This window comes from Plantactinospora soyae (assembly GCF_014874095.1).
GTDB classification, from domain to species: Bacteria; Actinomycetota; Actinomycetes; order Mycobacteriales; family Micromonosporaceae; genus Plantactinospora; species Plantactinospora soyae.
In genome coordinates this window covers 5,065,318-5,083,944 of sequence record NZ_JADBEB010000001.1, presented here as the reverse complement: position 1 = coordinate 5,083,944, position 18,627 = coordinate 5,065,318, and the positions used below count along the sequence as shown (strand labels likewise).

Here is an 18,627-nt window from a genome sequence, read left to right as displayed (position 1 = left end):
GCCCCTTCTTATCGTTTTCTGTAGAAGAAGGGGCCCTTCCTAACTCCTTACTCGGGCGGGGCCGGCAAGCGCACCTCGGTGAAGGGCTTGCCGGGGCCGGTCGTGCCACGGCCCATGGGATCGAGATTCTCCCGAACGAAGATGAACGGGGCGCCGACCTCGGTTCGGAAGGCGAAGGCCCAGGTCTCGCCGCCGTACCGGGTGAAGGTAACGATGGTGGGTTCGGTCGCGGCGAGCACGCCGGAGGTGACCGCCGGACGCCAGGTACCCCAGGCACCGGATGCCTGAGCGGTCTCCGTGACGTAGGAAATCACCCCGTCACTACCCCGGGCGATCACCTCGGTTAGACCGCTGATCGGGTTCAGCACTGCTGCGGGCGGACCGGCCGCGGCAAAGTCGCCGACCGGTTCCCATACCGTTCCGAAAGCCCCGGTCGCGTCCTGACCCTTCGTGACGATGGCGCCGTCTGCGGCGCGGGCGAACACCCGGGGCCGGAAGCCCGGGAATACCACCACGGACGGAGCGCCGGTCAGACCCGACCCGCCCAGGCTGATCCAGTCCGACAGGGTCCCGCCGCGGTAGGTCGCCGTGTGCAGTGCACCCGCGGCATCGGCGGCGAAGACCTGAAGACCGTCCCGGATGGTCACCACCGTGGGCCGGCCGACCAGGCCGGTGCCGCCGACAAATCTCCAGCCCAGGTAGGGGCTCTGCACGCCATCCTGCGGCAGGTGCCACAATCCGCCGTTGACCAGCGTGAAGACCACGAGTTTCCCATCGGGCAGCCGCCCGACGGCGGGGTGCGAGAGGTTCGAGCCGCCGACGTCCTGGAAGGCATTCCACTGCGGCAATCCCTTGGTGGTCTGGGTACGCAGCCAGGTGTCGCCGTCGACACTGTTGTGGCCGATCATTTGTACCCGACCGTCGGCCTGGTAGGACAGCAACGGCTGACCGGAGAACTCCTCGCCCTCGCCGATGACCGTCCACTGCAGGTTGCCAAAGGCGTCCGGATCCGACTGGTGACCATGCAGCAACCGGCCCAGGTTGTCCACGTAGGCATAGGTCAGCGGCGCCTGCGTCGCGCCCGCCTCGGGCGCGGCCTGGATGACCGAGATCGGTGTGAACGGCTCCTGCGGAGGCGAGACCATGACGCCGCCGGTCGGCGGAAAGTACCACCGCTCGTAGGCACTGGCTACCGTACCGCAGGTGAATTGTACGATTGCGGCGCCCGGCGCCGTGGAGGCACCAGCTACATGCAGGCACTTGCCACTGTGCTCGGCGACGAGTTGGAATGTGTGCGAGCCCGGCACCGACCGGAACCGGAAGTTGTCGTTCTTCCCGGTGGCGCTGCAGGTGAACTGGACGATGGCCACGTTGTTGACAGTGGCGGCCGCACTGACGTTCAGACACATATTGCTGTGAATGGCAGTGATGTGGTACGTCCCGTCCCCCACCGACACCGCCTTCCAGTCGTCGTTGGTGGCCGTGGCGCTGCAGGTGTACTGGATGACCCGTGCGTTGTTCGTGACGGCGGCACGCTCGACGTTGAGGCACAGGTTGCTGCTCGCCCCCAGGATCGGCACTCCGGCCGCCGGGGTGATCGCAGCCGATGCGGGCGCGGTCGGCCCGACCAGCGCGGCGGCCAGTAATACGAGGACAAGACCATGGGCGCGAAGCCCTCCGCTCCGACGTCCCGCCTCAAGACTTCGCACTTTCATCGGTTCCTTCCCTCATTGTTGTGGACAACGTCTGACGATCCCATCACCAGCCAGGCAACGAATGCTCTCCCGCCAGTCATCACGCGTCCGCCGTCCACATCAAACAGACAACATCCCCGTGCGTATAAACCAAGCGTCTGACGGCAACTGTGATAGCAACCAGGCGGACGATCAGCCACTCCTAATTCGGTGAATTACGACCCGATCGCTTCCCAAAATTGCGTACCACCGTGCTATTGGTCAACAATAAGGCGATAATTGGGCACAGATTCAATTCCTCGAATAATCCTTTCACCTCCCATGGGAACTGCCGCTTGATTGGGCATTAGGCCCTGCTCACAGGATGCGCACCAAAAGACAGCGGTTCCAGACTGAGTCATTACATCGTCTACGATGAAAATCAGGCGCAACGTCGTAAAACCGCACGACGGACAGGGTCTTTGAGCGAGCGTTGATGGATTTCTCCAAGCACGTTGATATTCGTCAGGCAAACATCATATGCACTCATTGAAAGAGCCTTCCCGTCTTCTCCCACCACTGATCCTCATGAGCCCGGGCGCGCACGCCCACCAACACCGAGCACGCAACTCCCAGGCCCCTTACCCATCGACCACCCCGGGCCGTAACGATCCCTTCACCAACCACCCACGGCGACTGGCTCCGTAGACCGACGCCGCACCGCTACGCGGCACGCCATCGAACAGCCCCGCACCGGACCGCGAGAAGACGCTTTATCGATATCTGCCGATAACTTGTCCCGCGTGACGGCAACCGTGACGGCAACCCGAACAGGCGAGGGCAACCATCGACACGACTCCGTCACACACGGTGATCGTCAGAAGTATGGCCTGGTGGCCAAGTACACCATTCAAATCGTCGCCTGACCACCACGCCAGAGGATCAGGAGCACGGACTTCAGGCCTCCATGAAGACGGCTATTCCGGAGGTATTGAAGCAAACCCGTACGTGGCTCGATCAATCCTATCGATCATTCCCCTATCTACGAGTTGGTCGCACGCAAAGCGTATTTCATCGACTGCCGGGACGGCATCACCACTTCCTTCCAGATAGGCCCTGATATCGTAGACGGTGAAACCGTCTTTATCACCAAAGCTATCGATGTGCACCGGTTCCCCTCCAGGAGACACGACGGTATACCCGACGCCGTGAACGCTGTACTCGAAGCCTCGGCAATGCCCATGGCGGATGGCCTCGTCTCGCAATACCCGCTCCGTGAGTTGCGACGCCGACGTAACCCCTAGAGCTGCCTCCACCAGGGCCTTAGCTGAGTAGAACTGGCGGATTGCGTCCTCAATGGTCCTCAACACTTCGCGTAACATACTTCCGTCACCTCAGCTTGTATGGGTTTAGTCGATTCCCTTGGAATCGAGACGCCGTATCCAGGACGTCCGCCATATCCTTGTAACCCCGGAAGCCACCGTTGAGAAGTTCATCGGTAACGTCGCGGATTCCTACGCGCTCCGCTCCGACCCACTTGGCGGCAGCTAGGCGGTGATGACCATCAAGTACGTAGGTCGTGCCTTCGTGCCGAACGACCGACAAGGGGCTCTGCTCCCAGTCGAAAGTACCAGCTCGCATATCTTTCCCGAGTCTCGCTACGTTCTTCGTCGACGAGTCGCCGGAAATGCCGTGCACGGGTTGCAAGTCTGAAGGACTAGCCCAGTCGCAGTTGTGTACGAGTACCGGCCTGGTGCCGGCGATTACATAGTACGTGTGGACGGTGTCGACGGTGAGGTTGTGCACAGGCTGGTTCTGGGCGGTCCACCGCTTGACGGCGGTGACCTGGACATGACTGCCGGCCGAGGTGCGCAGCAGCGAACCGACCTGCAAGTCGACCGCCTCGACCCAGATCCGGAGGTCCGCGACCCAGAACGGATGACCGTCAGTTGCCTGGATGGAGGCGGTCCGGTCGCCCATGGCGCCGTCGGTATCGACGGTGACCTCGATGAGGTTCTTCTCCCCCTGGCCGACGATCAGGTCCGTGACCTTCCGTGGCCCGGTTTCTCCGGTAGTCGGGTCGGTCGCCAGCACCCTGTCGCTGACCTGGACGTCCTCGATGCGCTTCCGGGTACCGTCCGCCATCAGAACGGCAGTGCCTGGGACGAAACTGTTGCGACATCCGCTGGTAGCTCTGCCGAGCAGACCACCAGGGCGAATGTTGGTGAAGCTCTTCGCGGTCGAGGTGGCCGCCGTGCCCATCGCGGAGAGCGCCGATCGGCCGGCGCCGCCGATCACGGCGCGTACGCCGGCTCCGACCGCCGAGCCGGCCACGGTGGACAGCGGGCCGGTGACGGCGCCGAACGCGCCCGCCAACAAGGCGTTGGCGCCCATCTCCTTCCAGCCCTTGCCGCCCTCGACCAGGTCGTTGACCAGTGATCCCACCGCGCCGGCCGCTGCGGCGCAGCCGATCGCGCCGACGCCCGTCCAGCCGATCGCCACTCCGCAGCCAACCCCGACGACTACGCCGGCGACGGCACCGGCGATCGCAGCCTTGTGCTCGACGATGAAGCCGCCCGCCGTGTCCAACGCGTTGGAGATGCCGCCGATCACGGCGTTGTTCACCGCGACGGCCGCCTTGTAGAGGTCCATCGCGGCCTTGGCGGTGTCCGCGACGACGTTCTGTAGGTCGGAGACGAAGGCTGCCGGCTGAGTGGCCGCGGTGACCACCAGCTTGCCGAGTCCGGCGATGAGCGGCCGGGAGGCCATCACGAGTTTGGTGACCGGGCTGTTCTTCACCGTGAACGCGATCGCCGCAACGGCGGAGTCCCGCACCCGGACCGCCCGCTGGTACGCCTTCGCGGCCTGTTCCTGGAGCAGCTGCTTACCCCGGTCGATGTACGGCTTGGCGTACTTGTCGTAGAGGTTCTTCAGGCCGCTGCCGATCGACTTGATGCCGCTGGCCAGGGCGTTCCAGCCGGACTTGACCGCGCCCCAGGCGAAACTGCCGATCCGCTTCATGTTCGACCATGAGGCCCGGGCCAGCCAGCTCGTCCCCTGACCGAGCGGAGAGTTGACAGCTGCCTGCCAGCCGGAGCTGACCGTATTCTTCACAGAGCTCGCCGCCCGCTTGCACCAGCCACAGGACGGCCAGTGCCCGTCCGGGTCGCTGTTCGCCATCGGGTTGCCAGCGCCGTAGGTGTAGCGGTTGGCCAGGATCGAGTCGCCCTGGGCGTAGCTGACCGAGTCGCGCGAGATGAAGCCGCCGGTGCCGGGCGAGTACCAGCGGGCCCCCATGTTGACCTGTTCGGTATCCGGGTCGGTCCAGTCGCCCTGGTAACCGACGTTGGACTGGGCCCCGGTGTCACCGATCCGCTGCCCGAACGGGTCGAAGGCGGTCGAGCCGGCCAGCCCGCCGAGTCCGGTGTTGCCAGCATCGAACGCGCCGATCAGGTCGCCGTGCTCGTCGGTGAGGGCGATCCGTCGGTCCTGCCCGTCCCCCACGGCCAGCAGCTCGCCGCTCGGCCCACGGGCGTACGTCTCGGTGCCGTCGGCGACGACTTCGGGGCTGAAGCCGGCGTAGGTGAACTCGACGCCGTTGCGGGCGGTGACCCGGTCGAGGCCGTCGTACTCGTATGTCTGGGACTCCTGCCCGACGAGCCGGTCGAACGCGTCGAAGGAGTACTCCTCAGCCAGCCCAGAGCTGGTCCGGCTGGCCAGCGTGCCTCGCGGGGTATAGGCGTACGTGTAGTCGCCGTCGGAGAGCAGCCGGTTTCGCGCGTCGTAACTGGCGGTCTTGGCGCCGGCCGCGATCCGGTTGCCGGAGTCGTCCCACTGGTAACCGACGGTGCCGGCGGGTGACGTCCATGAGGTGAGCCGGCCGGCGTCGTCGTATCCGTAGGTGTTCCGGCCAGGTGTGGCGGTCCCGACGGTTTCCTTGACCGTCAGCCGGTCGTCGGCGTCGTACTGGTACGCGATCTTGGCGATTTCGCTGCCGCCCGCGTTGCGCAGGACGTCGGAGCTCACCCGGCCGATGTCGTCGTAGCCGTACGTCCGTACCCGCCCGGAGCCGTAGTCGATGGTCTTCAACAGCCCGGCCGCGTCGTAGCCGAGCGTCTGACTCACCCCGCTGGCACCGTCCCGCATGGTGGACAGCCGGTCACCGGTGTAGCCAAACGTCGACGTACCGGCGGCGTCGGTACGAGAGGTCAGTTGCCCGTTGCGGTCGTAGCCGTAGCTGGCGTTCCCCGATGGTCCGGCGGCGCTCAGCACGTCCCCGCGGTCGTTGTAGGTATAGGTGTTGGTGCCGCCGGGGGCGTTGACCGAGGTGACCCGTCCGGCTAGGTCGTAGCCGAGTCCTCGGTTAGCGGCTGCCGCGCCGCTGCCCGCCTCCGTCGTCAGCCGTCCAGCGGCGTCGTACGTTCGGATTCGGACCACTCCGCCCGGCGCGGCGAGTCGGTCAGCGTTGCCGTTGCCGTTGTACCCGACGGTCCAGGTGCGGTCGGCGAGGTTTGGGTGCGCGGCGGTCGCCGGCTCGATCACCGCCTCGGGCAGGCCCAACGAGTTGACGGTGTAGACGGTGGTGTTGTTCCGGCCGTCGGTGTAGCGGGTCCGGTTGCCGGCCGCGTCGTAGCCGAACGAGGTGACGATGGTGTCGCTTCCGGCAACCGACTCGGTCTGCCGGACCAGGCGGTTGTGCGCGTCGTACTCGAAGGTGGCCCGTTTCTCGAGCGCGTCGACCCGGGCGGTGACGTTGCCGGCGGCGTCGTACTCGAACTTCTCGGAGCGTAAGGGCACACCTCCCGCGTTAAGGTCGGACTCCTGTGCGACGCGGCCCAGCCCGTCGAAGTCGGTCCGGGTGGTTCGGCCGAGCCCGTCGGTGAGTCGGACCTGGCTGCCGTGCATGTCGTAACCGAGTTGGTTCCGCACCCCGTTCGCGCTGGTGTTCGAGACCACCTGACCGGCCGCGTTGTAGGCTGCGGTGCTCCGCGCCCCACTGGGCAGCACGGTCTCGACGAGATTGCCGGCATCGTCGTAGCGGTACCGGGTGGTGAAGCTGTCCGGCACTGGATGCCGCTCGACCCGCGTGCTGGTCACCGGCCGGTCGAGGTCGTCGTAGGTCGTCTGGGTGCGCGCTCCGGTCGGGCTGGTCGCCGACAACACCTCGCCGGTGCGGGTGTACGTGTACCGCCAGACCGCGCGCTCGTCATTGGTCCCGCCCGGCCCGTCGCGGGTGAGCACCCGGTTGAGCCGGTCGTAGGTGAACCGTGTGACGTTGCCGCGCGGGTCGGTGACCTCGACCGGGTTTCCGAGCCCGTCGTAACTGGTCTTCTTCGTGGGAGCGGACGGGACGACCGGAACCCCGGGCGGTGCGTAGACGGGCTGGCTGGCCATGACCGGCCGGCCGAGCCGGTCGTACGTGGTGCGCCGCACGTTGCCGAGCGCGTCACGGGTCGCGACGGCCTGCCCGAACGCGTCGTATGCGGTGTTCACCGTCGGGTTCACCACGCTGGCGGGATTGCCGCCGCTCTCCGCGGCCACCGGCGGGGCCCGGGCGGAGACCTGTCGGCCGAGTTCGTCGTGCCGCAAGGTCGTGGTGAATGCCGTCCGGTCGGCACCGGTGACGTTTCCCCGGGGAGCGGTGACGGTCGTCGGCAGCCCGCGCTGATCGAAGGTGTACGAGGTGACCAGTGCTGTGGTGCCGGAGACCACCTTCTCCTGGGTTCGCCGCCCGGCGCTGTCGTAGACGTTCTCCACCATGTTGCCGATGGTGCTCGTCGGCCACGGTACGTTGCTGGTGGCACCGGACTGCTGGGTCCGCAGTACGTTTCCGCCGGCGTCATAGGTGTAGGTGATCCGCCGATCGAGACCGCTGGGATCGATGGCGGTGTTCCTGATCCGGCCCATCGCGTCGATGACGTTCTCGGTGACCGAGAGGCCGTTGCCGGTGACCTTGCGAGTCAGATTGCCCGCCCCGTCGTAGGTGTTGTTCTCCGTCTCGTAGTCACGGGTGCTGCCATCGGCGTTGCGGAAGCCCTTCAGGACGATCTTCTGCAGCAGGTCGTCCTTGTAGTACGTGTACTCCAGCCGCCGGCCCATGGAGTCGACCTGCCGTACCATCCGACCGGCGAAATCGAACGCGTAGGAGGTCAGCACGACGTAGTCGCCGACGGGGGCCGGGGCGCCACCCTCCGTCGGATCACCCCTCCAGTCCCGCAGCCGCACCTCAGCCAGTGAGTTGCGTGCGGTGTACGCGTACTCGTAGTGATTGCCATTGGCGTCGATGACGGAGGTGCGGTTGCCGAACCAGTCGTAGCCCTCAAACTTCTCGTTGCCCTCCGGGTCGACCATCCGCGTCGGGCGATTGAACTCGTCGTACTCGGTGGTGCTGACCCGGGCGGGAGCGTCGGCGAGCGCGTCCCGAATCTCCTCCCGGACCACGTTGCCGTCCACGTCGTACGTCGTGGTGGTCACGGTTTGGTGGCGGGTCCCGTCGATTTCGTCGGTGGTGGCCGGGTCGGTGGTGGTGACCGGCCGGTTCAGGTCGTCGTAGCTGGTGGTGGTGACGATGCCGGCGGGATAGGTGTCGGAGGTTTCCTTCGCCGATGTCTGCCGACCCATTTCGTCATACGTGTACTCGGTCCGCATTCCGGACGGGGCGACGACCACCGCGAGGTCACCGTGCCGCGTGTACTGGTAGCGGGTCACCGCGTTGCGGGTGTCGGTGGTGCTGTGGACTAGGCCGGGAGGCGGTGGGTTCAGCGGGTTGCCGATCGACGAGCCGCTGCCGTCGGTGTAGAGATGCCGGATGGGAAGATTGTCGGGGCCGGTCTGGGTCAAGAGGTCACCGGCATCGTTGTAGGTGTAGCTCGCCCGGTAGCTGTTGTCAGTCGCGCTGGCGGACCGGCCGTCCCGGGTTTCGGTGGGCAGGTCGTTGCGCGGGTCGAACGGGTTGGTGACCGTGCTCGGATACGAGGTGTACGAGGTGTGGCACACGGTGGCGGTGCGGCACGTCTTGCGCGAGGTGATGTTGCCGCGGTTGTTGTAGGTCAGGTCGACCTTGTCCCCGTTCTCGTTGGTGATCTCGCTCTGTTGACCCTGATCGTTGTAGCCAAACGAGCGGATGATCATGCCGTCGAGCTCATTGCCGGTGAACACCGGACCGCCGGAGCCGTCCGGAATGGTGGTGCAGAAGCCCGAGTCGGCCGGGTCGGGCGAGGTGCAGACCTCGGTCGGTGACGGTGACGGGGTGGGCGTTGGCGCACGGTACCCTGGCCGGTCTTCCGCCCGGGTATCGAGGCCCACCGGGCTGCCCGTACGCAGCATTCGGCCGGCGAGGGCGTCGTACTCGTAGAGGTACTGTCGATCGGCCGGGTCGAGGACCTGGACGGTCCGGCGGAGGTCCCTGTTGCCGCCGTAGACCGCTGGCGCGCCGATCTTCCAGGTGCCGCCGTTGCCGTCGGTGTACTCCTTGATCCGGTCCCGGTCGGTGTCGTAGACGGCCTCGGAGGAGATCTTGCCGCTCGGCAGGGTGACCATGGTGAGCTGTTCGGCCGCGCCGGCCTGGGCCCGGTGCGCCTTGACCGCCAGCGGCCCGAGCGGATGGGCATAGCTGGCGACCTCGTCGATGCTGCCGGAGAAAAACCGCTTGGCGCTGCTCCCCCATAGCGGCCAGGTGGTCGGGTTGGTGGCCTGGGCCGCGCCGATCTGGTTGAAGGTCAGCGCGCTGTGCTCGATCGAGCCAGTGCGGGTACCGACGAGATCACCGTCGAGGTAGAGGCTCTGGGTGTTGCCCATGGCGGACAGCACGACGTGGTGCCATTGGTCGTCCCGGATGTCCCTGGTCGACGTAATCGGACTGACGGCACCGGCGCCGAACTGTCCGCGCACCCGGCCGTCGAGCCCGACGTATAGCACCGGTACCCCGCTGTCCGCCGTCTCGTCCAGGGCCTTGTCCTGGTAACCCAGCAGCGGCCCGCCGGTCTGGATCCCCGAGATCTTGAGCCACAACTCCACCGCTGCGTCCCGGTTCTTTTTCAGGGTTCCCTTTGGCAACTCCACCTGGGAGGTGGTGCCGTTGAAGGTGGCGGCGGTGTTCCCGGTGCCGGTCAACGCGCCGGGGACGCCGAGCGTGACGTTCTTGACGATGCCGGCGTCCTTGCCGAGGTTGTTGGCGACCTCACTGCCGGCCGCCGTCCCGTCGGCCTCACCGAGCCGCCAGTACGAGGCGGGGCCGCTGTCGGTGACCGCGCTGCGGTAGTGCGAACCGGTGGCGTAGGTGTAACCGGTGCAGACGGCCGGGTCCGGCGCGCAGACGTTGGTCAGCAAGTCGCCCGTGTAGGTGTACGTCCAGGTCAGTCGCCGACCGCCAACCGGGTCGGTGGAAACGCTCGTGATGTGGTTGCCGGTCCAGCCGAAGGTGAAGGCCCGCCCGTAGGTGGCCCCGGGGACCGGGACGACCTGGGCCTTGATCAGCCTCGGGGTCGGCGACTGGTCGTAACTGAGGACGATGGACCGCAGCCACGCGTCACTGATCTTCCGTAACCGGCCGGCGCCGTCGAAGTCGTAACTGGTTCCGGCGCGGTCGAGCAGCTTGTAGCCGCTGCCGGTCAACACCGTCAGCTGGGCGGTCCGGCCCATCGGCGCTGCGAAGGTGCCGTCCGGATTCCTCCCGAACCGGACCTGCTGGCCGTCCGGATAGGTGATCACCACGTTGCCCGAACCGTCGTCGTCCGGCACCAGACGCATGTCGAACTGGGTCATCCAGCCGGCCCCGAACACGAGGTCGCGGCGTGGATCGAGGCTGTTGTAGGTGCGCACCACCCGCAGCGGGGGACCGACGTTGGAAACCGCCGCGTCCACCGCCGCAGTGGTCAGGTTGCCAAGCTGCGGATCGAAGTCCCGCTCCTGGCTGCCGTACGGGGCGTTGGCGATCCGGGAGGTGATCTCCGGCTGGGGCACCGAGGAGAACATCGTCTGCCAACCGAGGACGGTGTCGCTCGCATTGTCTCGGATACTGGCCCGCCACTCGTAGGTCTTGCTCCAGGTCAGACGTCCGGCCGGCACCGTCCATGCCTGACTGGCCTGGAATCCGGAGTCGACACAGTTGACCTGGGCCCCGGCCGCGTTCCGCTCGCAGAACTCGAATCTGTACCGCAGCGTCGAGCCGGGCGGCGCGTCGATGTCGGTGGCCTTGGCCCACAACTGCGGGGTCAGAGTGGGGGTGGCGTAGCCGTTCGGCGGCTGCAACTCGTTGAGCACCGGAGGAATGTTGAAGACCTCCAGAACGATCCGGCCGGGCGGCACCTGCTGGTCGGTGAAGACCGGGCCGCCGGATTTCACCATCGTGAAGTCGAGGAAGTACCGGCCCGGTGGCAACGGTTTGATCGTGGCGTCGAACGTAACCCGACCGTTGCGGGCCACAGTGGTGCTCAGGTCGGCCGCCCGATGCTGACCCGCCGCGGTGCCGTCGTTCAGCCGGTACGCCCGGTACGCCAGGTAGTAGGCGCCCGGCGTCCAGGGTTGGGCACTCAGGTTGGTGACGGTGATCTTCACCTTGCCGGACTGGTTCTGTAGCACCGCCGGGTCCGGCACTGGCTTCGGGATGCTGTACTTGGCGTTGTACGGGGTGTGCGTCACGTACAGCCGCGGCGGATTGGCGGTCCCGGTGCCGGCAAACTCCTTCCACGCCTGGCCGTCGCTGCTCGAGGCACGCAGCGACAACCCGTTGTTGGCTCCGCCGTTGACCCATCCCTGCACCACATCCCGGCCCTTGACGCCGAGATCGAACAGGGTTCCCCGGGGCGGGCACGCCGACCCGGCCTGGCCCAACCCGACGTATCCGTACGCGAAGGACTGGCTGGCCATGGCCGGCCCGACGGCGGGGCCGGGGTAGGCGTAGTCGTTGTCGGCATCCCACGAGGCGGTCACCGGGTGAACGGTGACCTTGCGAGGGCTGCACGAAGGCGCTCGAAAGCCGACCACCTGCAACTGCGCCCCGAAGATCGTGTGATTTCGTAGCTGGTTCGCCAGCCCGCCGAACCTGAGGTACGACGCTGCCGCGCCCGCGCTGCCCTGCCGCCCGACCAGCAACTCGTCTCGGTTTATGTACGAGGAGTTGCCCTGCACCACCATCGACTCGTCGGCGGCGGCGGCGAAGACCACCGTGGGATCGGCCCGGACCGGGAAGGCTCGGGCCGGGTCGCGGAGCCAGGCGGAGTTCAGCGATACCTCGATCGCCTGCGCGTCCCCGTCCGAAACCAATCGGTAGGTCACCCCATCCGTTGTGCCGCCATCCGCGTCGACCATGAAGCCGGCGGGAATCACCCCCCGCTGGACCCCCGAGCCATCGGTCAGCACGATTCGGTCGTCCACGACGTCAGCGGTCAGCCCGGTCAGGCGGATCGGGAACAGGAACCGGTGGGCCGCGTCGGCCGAATGCAGGACCAGGGTCTCCTTCACACCGCCGGCCTGCGCCTTCAGCTCCAGGTCGACCTCCGGCTGTACACCGGGATAGGTCACGGTGGACCCGGCCGGCGCGCCGGTCACGCCCTGGGCTCCGGCCATCCCGTACGCGAGCGCGTGCTGGTCGTCGAGGGCCAACCGCACCAGTTCGGGCGCGTCGGCGCGGGCGGCCAGCCGCAGGTCAACCGAGTCCGCCCCGGACCGCCAGCCGGAGCCGGTAAAAACCAATGTGGAGTCGATGCCCGCCCATGACCCGTCGGGACGCTGGTAGTTGACCGGCGCCGAGGAGAACTCCGTGGTCTCCGTGCCGTCGGCGTTGGCGTACACCCGCTGATGGGCATTCCGGCGCTGCGGCAGTTCCTCGCTGGTTTCCGCGTCGAATCCCCGCGCCTTGCTGGCCGGCGGCTCGACCGCCTCGGCCGCGTTCCGGGGTGCCGCCGATGGCGCCGACGGCGTGGTGAGCGGATACCGTCCGCGTAGGGACTGCGGCACGGTGCGGTTCGCGGGCCCGTCGACGACGTGCTGATCGAAGTCCGCGGAGCCCCACCGCTGGTCGGGTGGCGACTGGCCGTGGTGCTTTCGGTCGGCGGCCGGTGCCGGGGCATTCAGCACGACCCGGGTACCGGATTCCGCGGTGCATGCGCCGAGTACCCCGCACAGCACCAGGGCGCCAAGCAGCCGCGCCGATTCCCGCCGGCGACGAACCAGGGTCCTGACCGTCTCCCGAGCATGTGGATACAGGCCGCCGAGCATGCGCATACCTCCCCGTCTTGCGCATCACCGAGGCGGGTTCCCCGCCTCTCGTGGTGCCGTACCTGACCGCTCCGGTCCGTCTCGTCAATGGATCCCTCTGGGAACCTACGAGCGGGGCGTACAGCGAACCGCACAGTCCGAATACAGCTCGTGAGCACTTCGCAACAGACCTGGAATGTGGCAGGTATCCGGCAATTACCCGCAGTCCACCCGGAAGCCCTGTCGAGATGGCCGGTCGAGATGCCTGGTCGCCCTCGGCGATCAGATCGCCGGGCCTCCGCAGTCACAGGCGAGCGTTAGCATGGCCCTCCGGACAGTCACATTCAAGGTGGGTGATTCGAGGGTGCGGTACGGCCTGCTCGGTCCCATGATCATCCAGTCTGACGACCAACGGGTAAGCATCGACGCGCTCAAACCGCGTACGCTGTTGGCCTGCCTAATCATCGAGGCCAACCGTCCGGTACGCACCGACCTCCTGATCGAAGAACTATGGGGCGACAAGCCGCCTCGATCCGCGAGGGCGAACATCCGCACCTACGTGACCGGGCTGCGGACGATAGTGAACGGTCCGGCCGGCGGCACCATCCGGGCGACCAGCTCCGGCTACCTTTTCGAACTGTCCCCGCGGTCCAGCGACGTGGACATCTTCCACGCGCTCGCCGAGGCCGGACACGCTGCCCACGCGGCCGGCGACGCAAGCCGTGGACTTGCCTCGTTCGATGCCGCGATCGCGCTGTGGCGTGGCCGGGCGATGTCCGATGTGGTGCAGGGCCCGTTGTTGGGCCGGCGCGCCAGACAACTCGAGGAGGAACGGCTGGCCACACTGGAGTTCTCGGCGCAGGCCCACCTCGATCTCGGTCAGAACGCAAAGGCCGTAACCCTGCTCCGACGGATCGTCGCCGAGTACCCGCTGCGCGAGCGGGTGCAGGCAAACCTGATGACGGCCCTCTACCGTAGCGGCGACACGGCCGGCGCACTCGGCGTCTACGCGACTGCTCGCCGGCACCTGCGCGACGATTTGGGCGTGGATCCCGGGCCTGAACTCAGCCAGGTGCACCGGGCGGTGCTCACCCGCGACCCCTCGTTGGCCCCTGATGAGCCCTCGGCGCGCGCCCCGGTTACGGACCGACCCGATCGGCTCCCCACCGCTTCGGCCGGGACACCTGCCCAGCTCCCCGCAGACGTGTCCGAATTTATCGGCCGCCGGGCGCAGTTGGAGCTGTTACGAACCACACTGACAGCGTCTTCCCGGCCGAGCCGGCGAACGTGGGTGGTGACCGGCGCCGGCGGGGTCGGCAAGTCGGCGTTGGCGGTCCATTTCGCGCACCAGGTAGCCGACGAGTTCCCGGACGGGCTGGTCTACGTCGACCTCCGGGGCGCTTCAGGCGGATCGGCGTCGGCCGACCAGCATGTGGTGCTTGCCCGGATCCTACGGGCGTTCGGCGTGTCCTCCAGCGCGACGCCCACCAGCCACGAGGAGGCGGCCGCCACCTACCGCTCCCTGCTCGCCCACCGCCGCGTACTCCTCGTCCTCGACAACGTCGACGGTGCCGCCCAGGTACGCCCACTCCTTCCGGGCACGGCCGCGTGCGCTGTACTCGTGACGAGCCGCAGAACCCTGGCGACCCTTCCGGGCGCCCGACACCTGCGCCTCGATATCTTTGATCCCGCCGAGGCGATGGCGATGCTGGGCGCCACGGTCGGCACCGAACGGGCCGCGGCGGACCCCACCGGGGTGGCCCGGCTGGCAGATCGGTGTGGGCGGCTTCCACTCGCGCTGTCGATCGCGGCCGCCAAACTGGTCAGTCGGCCGAGCTGGACGCCCTCGGACCTGGCCGACCAGCTCGATGCCGAGCGGCACCGCCTTGACCTGCTCACGCTAGACGATCTCGCCCTGCGATCGAGCTTCGCGATCAGCTACGACGGACTGGCGAGGGAGACGCACGGTGCGGAGGCGGCGCTGGCCTTCCGTCACCTCGGCCTGCTCGCGGTACCGCAGCCCAGCCTGGCCAGTATCTCCGCGATGTTCGGCCGCCCTGCGTCGAGCATCCGAGCCGGCGTCGAGCTGCTCGTCGACGTCGGACTGGTGGACTCCCCGGTGTCCGGCCGCTACCGGCTGCCCGACCTCCTCGGCGTCTATGCGCGGGAGCTGAGCAGGAAGGCCGGTGAGGACGACGACCGCGACCGGGCGCTGCTGCGGGCCCTGCGGGATTACCTGGCCATGTCGCGAGCGGCCGTCGCCGTTCTGCGGGTGGATACCGAGCGGTTGGAGGAGCCAGTCCGGACCACGGACAGGGCATGGTTCGCCTCGCCGGAGGAGGCGGCCAGCTGGCTGGACGAGGAGCTGGCCAACCTCGTCGCCGTAGCCACCGCCCATGCCGGCCGAAGCGCCGCCGCCCCGCTGGTCGTCGCGCTCACGGAAACGCTGCACCCCTACCTGAGCGAGTACGGTGACCTGGCACAATGGCGGGCGTTGCGGACTGCGTCGCTACACGCGGTCGAGTTGGACGGCGTCCCGGACGGCCAGCGCCTGGCGTTACGCGCCGTGGCCGACGTTCCTCCGCAGGGCGGAGAACGTCACTTCCTCGCGGAACCACTTCGAACGGTCTCCGGCGGCTGCTGTAGTGCCTGCTCCACCCCGCCGGGCTGCGTACTGGGTGCCCGATGCCGCTCGGCTTAGCGAATTCGCGCCGGCCGGCAGCGCGTCACCGCTGGCCGTGGCCGGGCCGGGCCGAAGGCTCAGGCCGTCGACGCGCGGTGGGCGCGGGTGAGGCGGTCGGCCAGGGTGCCGAGTTCGTCGACCAACTCGGCGGGTTCGTGCACGGTGAAGTCGTGGCCGAGCAGGGCGAGGTGCATCGCTATGAACGGCAGCGAGTCGGCGCCGGTCGTGAGCAGGCAATTCGCCTCGTCCACCGCCTCGACGATCCCGGTCGAGGGCGGAAAACGCTCGGCGATCACCTCTACCGGCGCGTGTACCAGCACCCGGGCCCGGAACCGGTACGGCGCGGCGGCGATCGACTCTGCCACGTACGCCGCCGCGTCCGGCGGGTCGACCGGGACGAACCGGACCCCGGTCGGTCGCGGCTCGTCGATCCGGTCGATCCGGAACGTACGCCAGTCGTCCCGGTCCTCGTCGCGGGCGACCAGGTACCAGCGGCGGCCGGTGTGTACCAGCCGGTGCGGCTGCACCGTACGGCTGCTCGGCTCGCCGTCGCGGTTGCGGTACCCGAACCGGAGTTGCTGCGCGCGCTGGCACGCCTCGGCGATCACCGTCAGCACGTCCGGATCGACGGTGGGTAGCTGGTCCGGCAGCGCCACCGTGGCCAGCCGGAGCGCCGCCGCGCGCTGGCGCAGCCGAGCGGGCAGAATCCGCTCCAGCTTGGCCAGCGCCCGCAGCGACGTCTCCGCGATACCGGTCACCGTGTGGCCCATCGCGGTACGCAGGCTGAGCACGACCGCGACCGCCTCGTCGTCGTCGAGCAGCAGCGGCGGCAGCGTCGACCCGGCGCCGAGCCGGTAGCCGCCGGCCACCCCCGGGGTGGCCCGGACCGGGTACCCGAGATCGCGCAGCCGGACCACGTCCCGGCGCAGCGTCCGGACCGTCACCTCCAGCCGCTCGGCCAGTTCGGGACCGGTCCAGTCCGGCCGGGTCTGCAGGATGGCGAGCAGCCGGAGCAGCCGCGCCGAGGTGTCGAGCATGCAACGAGTCTGCCAGGCATTGCGGACCGGGACTGTCCGCAATTGGCGCTAGCCTGCCAGCATGAGCATCGACTGGAACGCTCAACTGGTCGACCAGCTGGACTGGCACTGGCAACACCAGTTACGGCCGCGACTGCACGGACTCACCGACGACGAGTACTTCTGGGAACCGGTTCCGAACTGCTGGAACGTACGGCCCCGGGCGGATGCCCCGGCCGACCTCGCGCACGGCTCCGGGGCGTACGTCATGGAATACGGCCGGCCGGAGCCGAGTCCGGCACCGGTCACCACGATCGCCTGGCGCCTCGGGCACGTCATCGTCGGCGTCCTCGGCCGGCGCAGCGCGGCCCACTTCGGCGGGCCACCGGCCGAGCACGACAGTTTCGACTACGCCGGCACCGCGGCCGAGGCGCTGCGACAGCTCGACGAGGCGTACGCGACCTGGCTGGCCGGGGTACGCGGACTCGACGCGGCCGGGCTGGCCCGCCCGTGCGGACCGGCCGAGGGGCCGTACGGCGACCTGCCGATGGCGGCGCTGGTGCTGCACATCAACCGGGAGACGATCCACCACGGAGCGGAGATCTCCCTGCTCCGTGACCTTTATCAGCACCGTCAGAATCGAGGATGAACACGATGGCTTACGACTTCCAGGTGACGCAGGACTCCGCCGACCCGCACGTGCTCGCCGACTGGTGGGCCGAGACGCTCGGTTGGCAGGTGGAGCCCTCGGACGAGGCGTTCATCCGCCGCATGATCGACGAGGGGCATGCCACCGAGAGCCAGACCAGGACGTACAACGGGGTGCTGGTCTGGAAGGAGGGCGCGGCGATCCGCCACCCGGACGGTCCGGAGCGGGCGCCCCGGGTGCTGTTCCAGCTCGTGCCGGAGGAGAAGACGGTCAAGAACCGGATGCACCTCGACGTCCGGGTCGGTACCGACGACGTCGACGAGGTGGTCGGGAAGCTCACCGCGCGGGGCGCGAAGTTCCTGCACAACGGCCGGCAGGGGCCGTTCAGCTGGGTGACGCTCGCCGACCCCGAGGGCAACGAGTTCTGCGTGTCGCCTTCGGCCTAGCGGGCGTCGAGTCGGGCCTGGCGGGCGTCCCGCTTCTCCTCGAACCGGGACGCCGCCTGCTCCAGCTCGGCGAGCTGGGCCGCCAACTGCTCGCGGGCCAGCTCGCCGTCGGCGTCCAGGCGGGGAACGTCCCAGACGTTCCACTGCCGCAGCACCGGCATCAGCACCTCGTCGCGGTGCTGGCGGAGGTCGTAGATCCCGGCCAGGGCCATCGCCACCGACTTGCGGGCGAAGCCGTCGATGCCGTTGCCCGGCATCTGGAAGTCGGAGACGACGTCGGCCACCGCCCGCATCGCCTGGCTGGGCGCCAGTTCGAAGGCGGCGGCGAGCAGGTTGCGGTAGAAGACCATGTGCAGGTTCTCGTCGGCGGCCACCCGGGCCAGCAACTGCTCGCACCGGGGGTCGCCGGTGGCCCGGCCGGTGTTGCGGTGTGAGATCCGGGTCGCCAGCTCCTGGAACGACACGTACGCCAGGGAGTGCAGCACCTCGTCGTCGTGCACGTTGCTGTAGCCGGCGGACATGTGCACCATCCGGGCCCGTTCCAGCGCCACCGGGTCGACGGCCCGGGTCACGGTGAGGTAGTCCCGGATCGCCGTACCGTGCCGACCCTCCTCGGCGGTCCACCGGTGCACCCAGGTCCCCCAGGCGCCGTCCCGGCCGAAGAGCGTCGCGATCTCGTGGTGGTACGACGGCAGGTTGTCCTCGGTGAGCAGGTTGACCACCAGGGCGGTACGGGCCACCTCGGGAATCCGGGTGTCCTCCGGTGTCCACGGCTCCCCGGCCAGAATCCCGTCGTAGGTCCGTCCCTCGCTCCACGGGACGTACTCGTGCGGGAACCACTCCTTGGCGATCTGGAGATGCCGGTCGAGGTTACTCGCGACGACCGGTTCCAGCTCGGTGAGCAGGGCGACCTGGCTGAGCGGGGTGGCGGGGGTGATGGTCACGAACTCTCCCTACGGTGGCG

The 18,627-nt window shown here is 68.0% G+C and carries 8 protein-coding genes; 3 read left to right on the top strand and 5 right to left on the bottom strand.

All coding sequences use genetic code 11. The features are described 5' to 3' along the window. Nucleotides 1-47: 47 nt before the first annotated feature. The 3 genes from H4W31_RS22580 to H4W31_RS22570 all read right to left on the bottom strand — a co-directional run bounded on the left by H4W31_RS22580 (nt 48) and on the right by H4W31_RS22570 (nt 12,890). Nucleotides 48-1,715, bottom strand: a complete 1,668-nt coding sequence (locus H4W31_RS22580) for an RICIN domain-containing protein (RefSeq protein WP_192768471.1) — start codon at nt 1,713-1,715, stop codon at nt 48-50. 935 nt (nt 1,716-2,650) lie between these two features. Then, nucleotides 2,651-3,043 (bottom strand): DUF6896 domain-containing protein, encoded by a 393-nt coding sequence (locus H4W31_RS22575; protein WP_192768470.1) that lies wholly within the window; start codon nt 3,041-3,043, stop codon nt 2,651-2,653. A 19-nt stretch (nt 3,044-3,062) separates the two neighbouring features. Beyond that, complete coding sequence (locus H4W31_RS22570) at nt 3,063-12,890, bottom strand: LamG-like jellyroll fold domain-containing protein (RefSeq protein ID WP_192768469.1); 9,828 nt, start codon at nt 12,888-12,890, stop codon at nt 3,063-3,065. A gap of 367 nt (nt 12,891-13,257) precedes the next feature. On the opposite strand from H4W31_RS22570, the gene H4W31_RS22565 reads away from it, so the two are divergent. Next, nucleotides 13,258-15,570, top strand: coding sequence for an AfsR/SARP family transcriptional regulator (locus tag H4W31_RS22565; RefSeq protein ID WP_192768468.1), 2,313 nt, complete (start codon nt 13,258-13,260; stop codon nt 15,568-15,570). A 59-nt stretch (nt 15,571-15,629) separates the two neighbouring features. On the opposite strand, the gene H4W31_RS22560 is transcribed toward H4W31_RS22565, so the two are convergent. Then, a complete protein-coding gene (locus tag H4W31_RS22560) occupies nt 15,630-16,589 on the bottom strand; it encodes a helix-turn-helix transcriptional regulator (RefSeq protein ID WP_192768467.1) in 960 nt (319 codons plus the stop codon). A gap of 61 nt (nt 16,590-16,650) precedes the next feature. Here H4W31_RS22560 and H4W31_RS22555 point away from each other — a divergent pair, with 61 nt between their 5' ends. Together H4W31_RS22555 and H4W31_RS22550 are read left to right on the top strand one after the other, a co-directional pair. Beyond that, on the top strand, nt 16,651-17,217 hold the full coding sequence (locus tag H4W31_RS22555; protein WP_192768466.1) for a DinB family protein: 567 nt from the start codon (nt 16,651-16,653) through the stop codon (nt 17,215-17,217). Continuing rightward, on the top strand, nt 17,214-17,663 hold the full coding sequence (locus H4W31_RS22550; protein WP_225945635.1) for a VOC family protein: 450 nt from the start codon (nt 17,214-17,216) through the stop codon (nt 17,661-17,663). Before H4W31_RS22555 ends, H4W31_RS22550 begins: the two co-directional genes overlap by 4 nt. Here H4W31_RS22550 and H4W31_RS22545 read toward each other — a convergent pair. Then, a complete protein-coding gene (locus H4W31_RS22545; protein ID WP_192772315.1) occupies nt 17,660-18,601 on the bottom strand; it encodes an acyl-ACP desaturase in 942 nt (313 codons plus the stop codon). The two genes, H4W31_RS22550 and H4W31_RS22545, sit on opposite strands and share 4 nt — an antisense overlap. Nucleotides 18,602-18,627 lie beyond the last annotated feature (26 nt).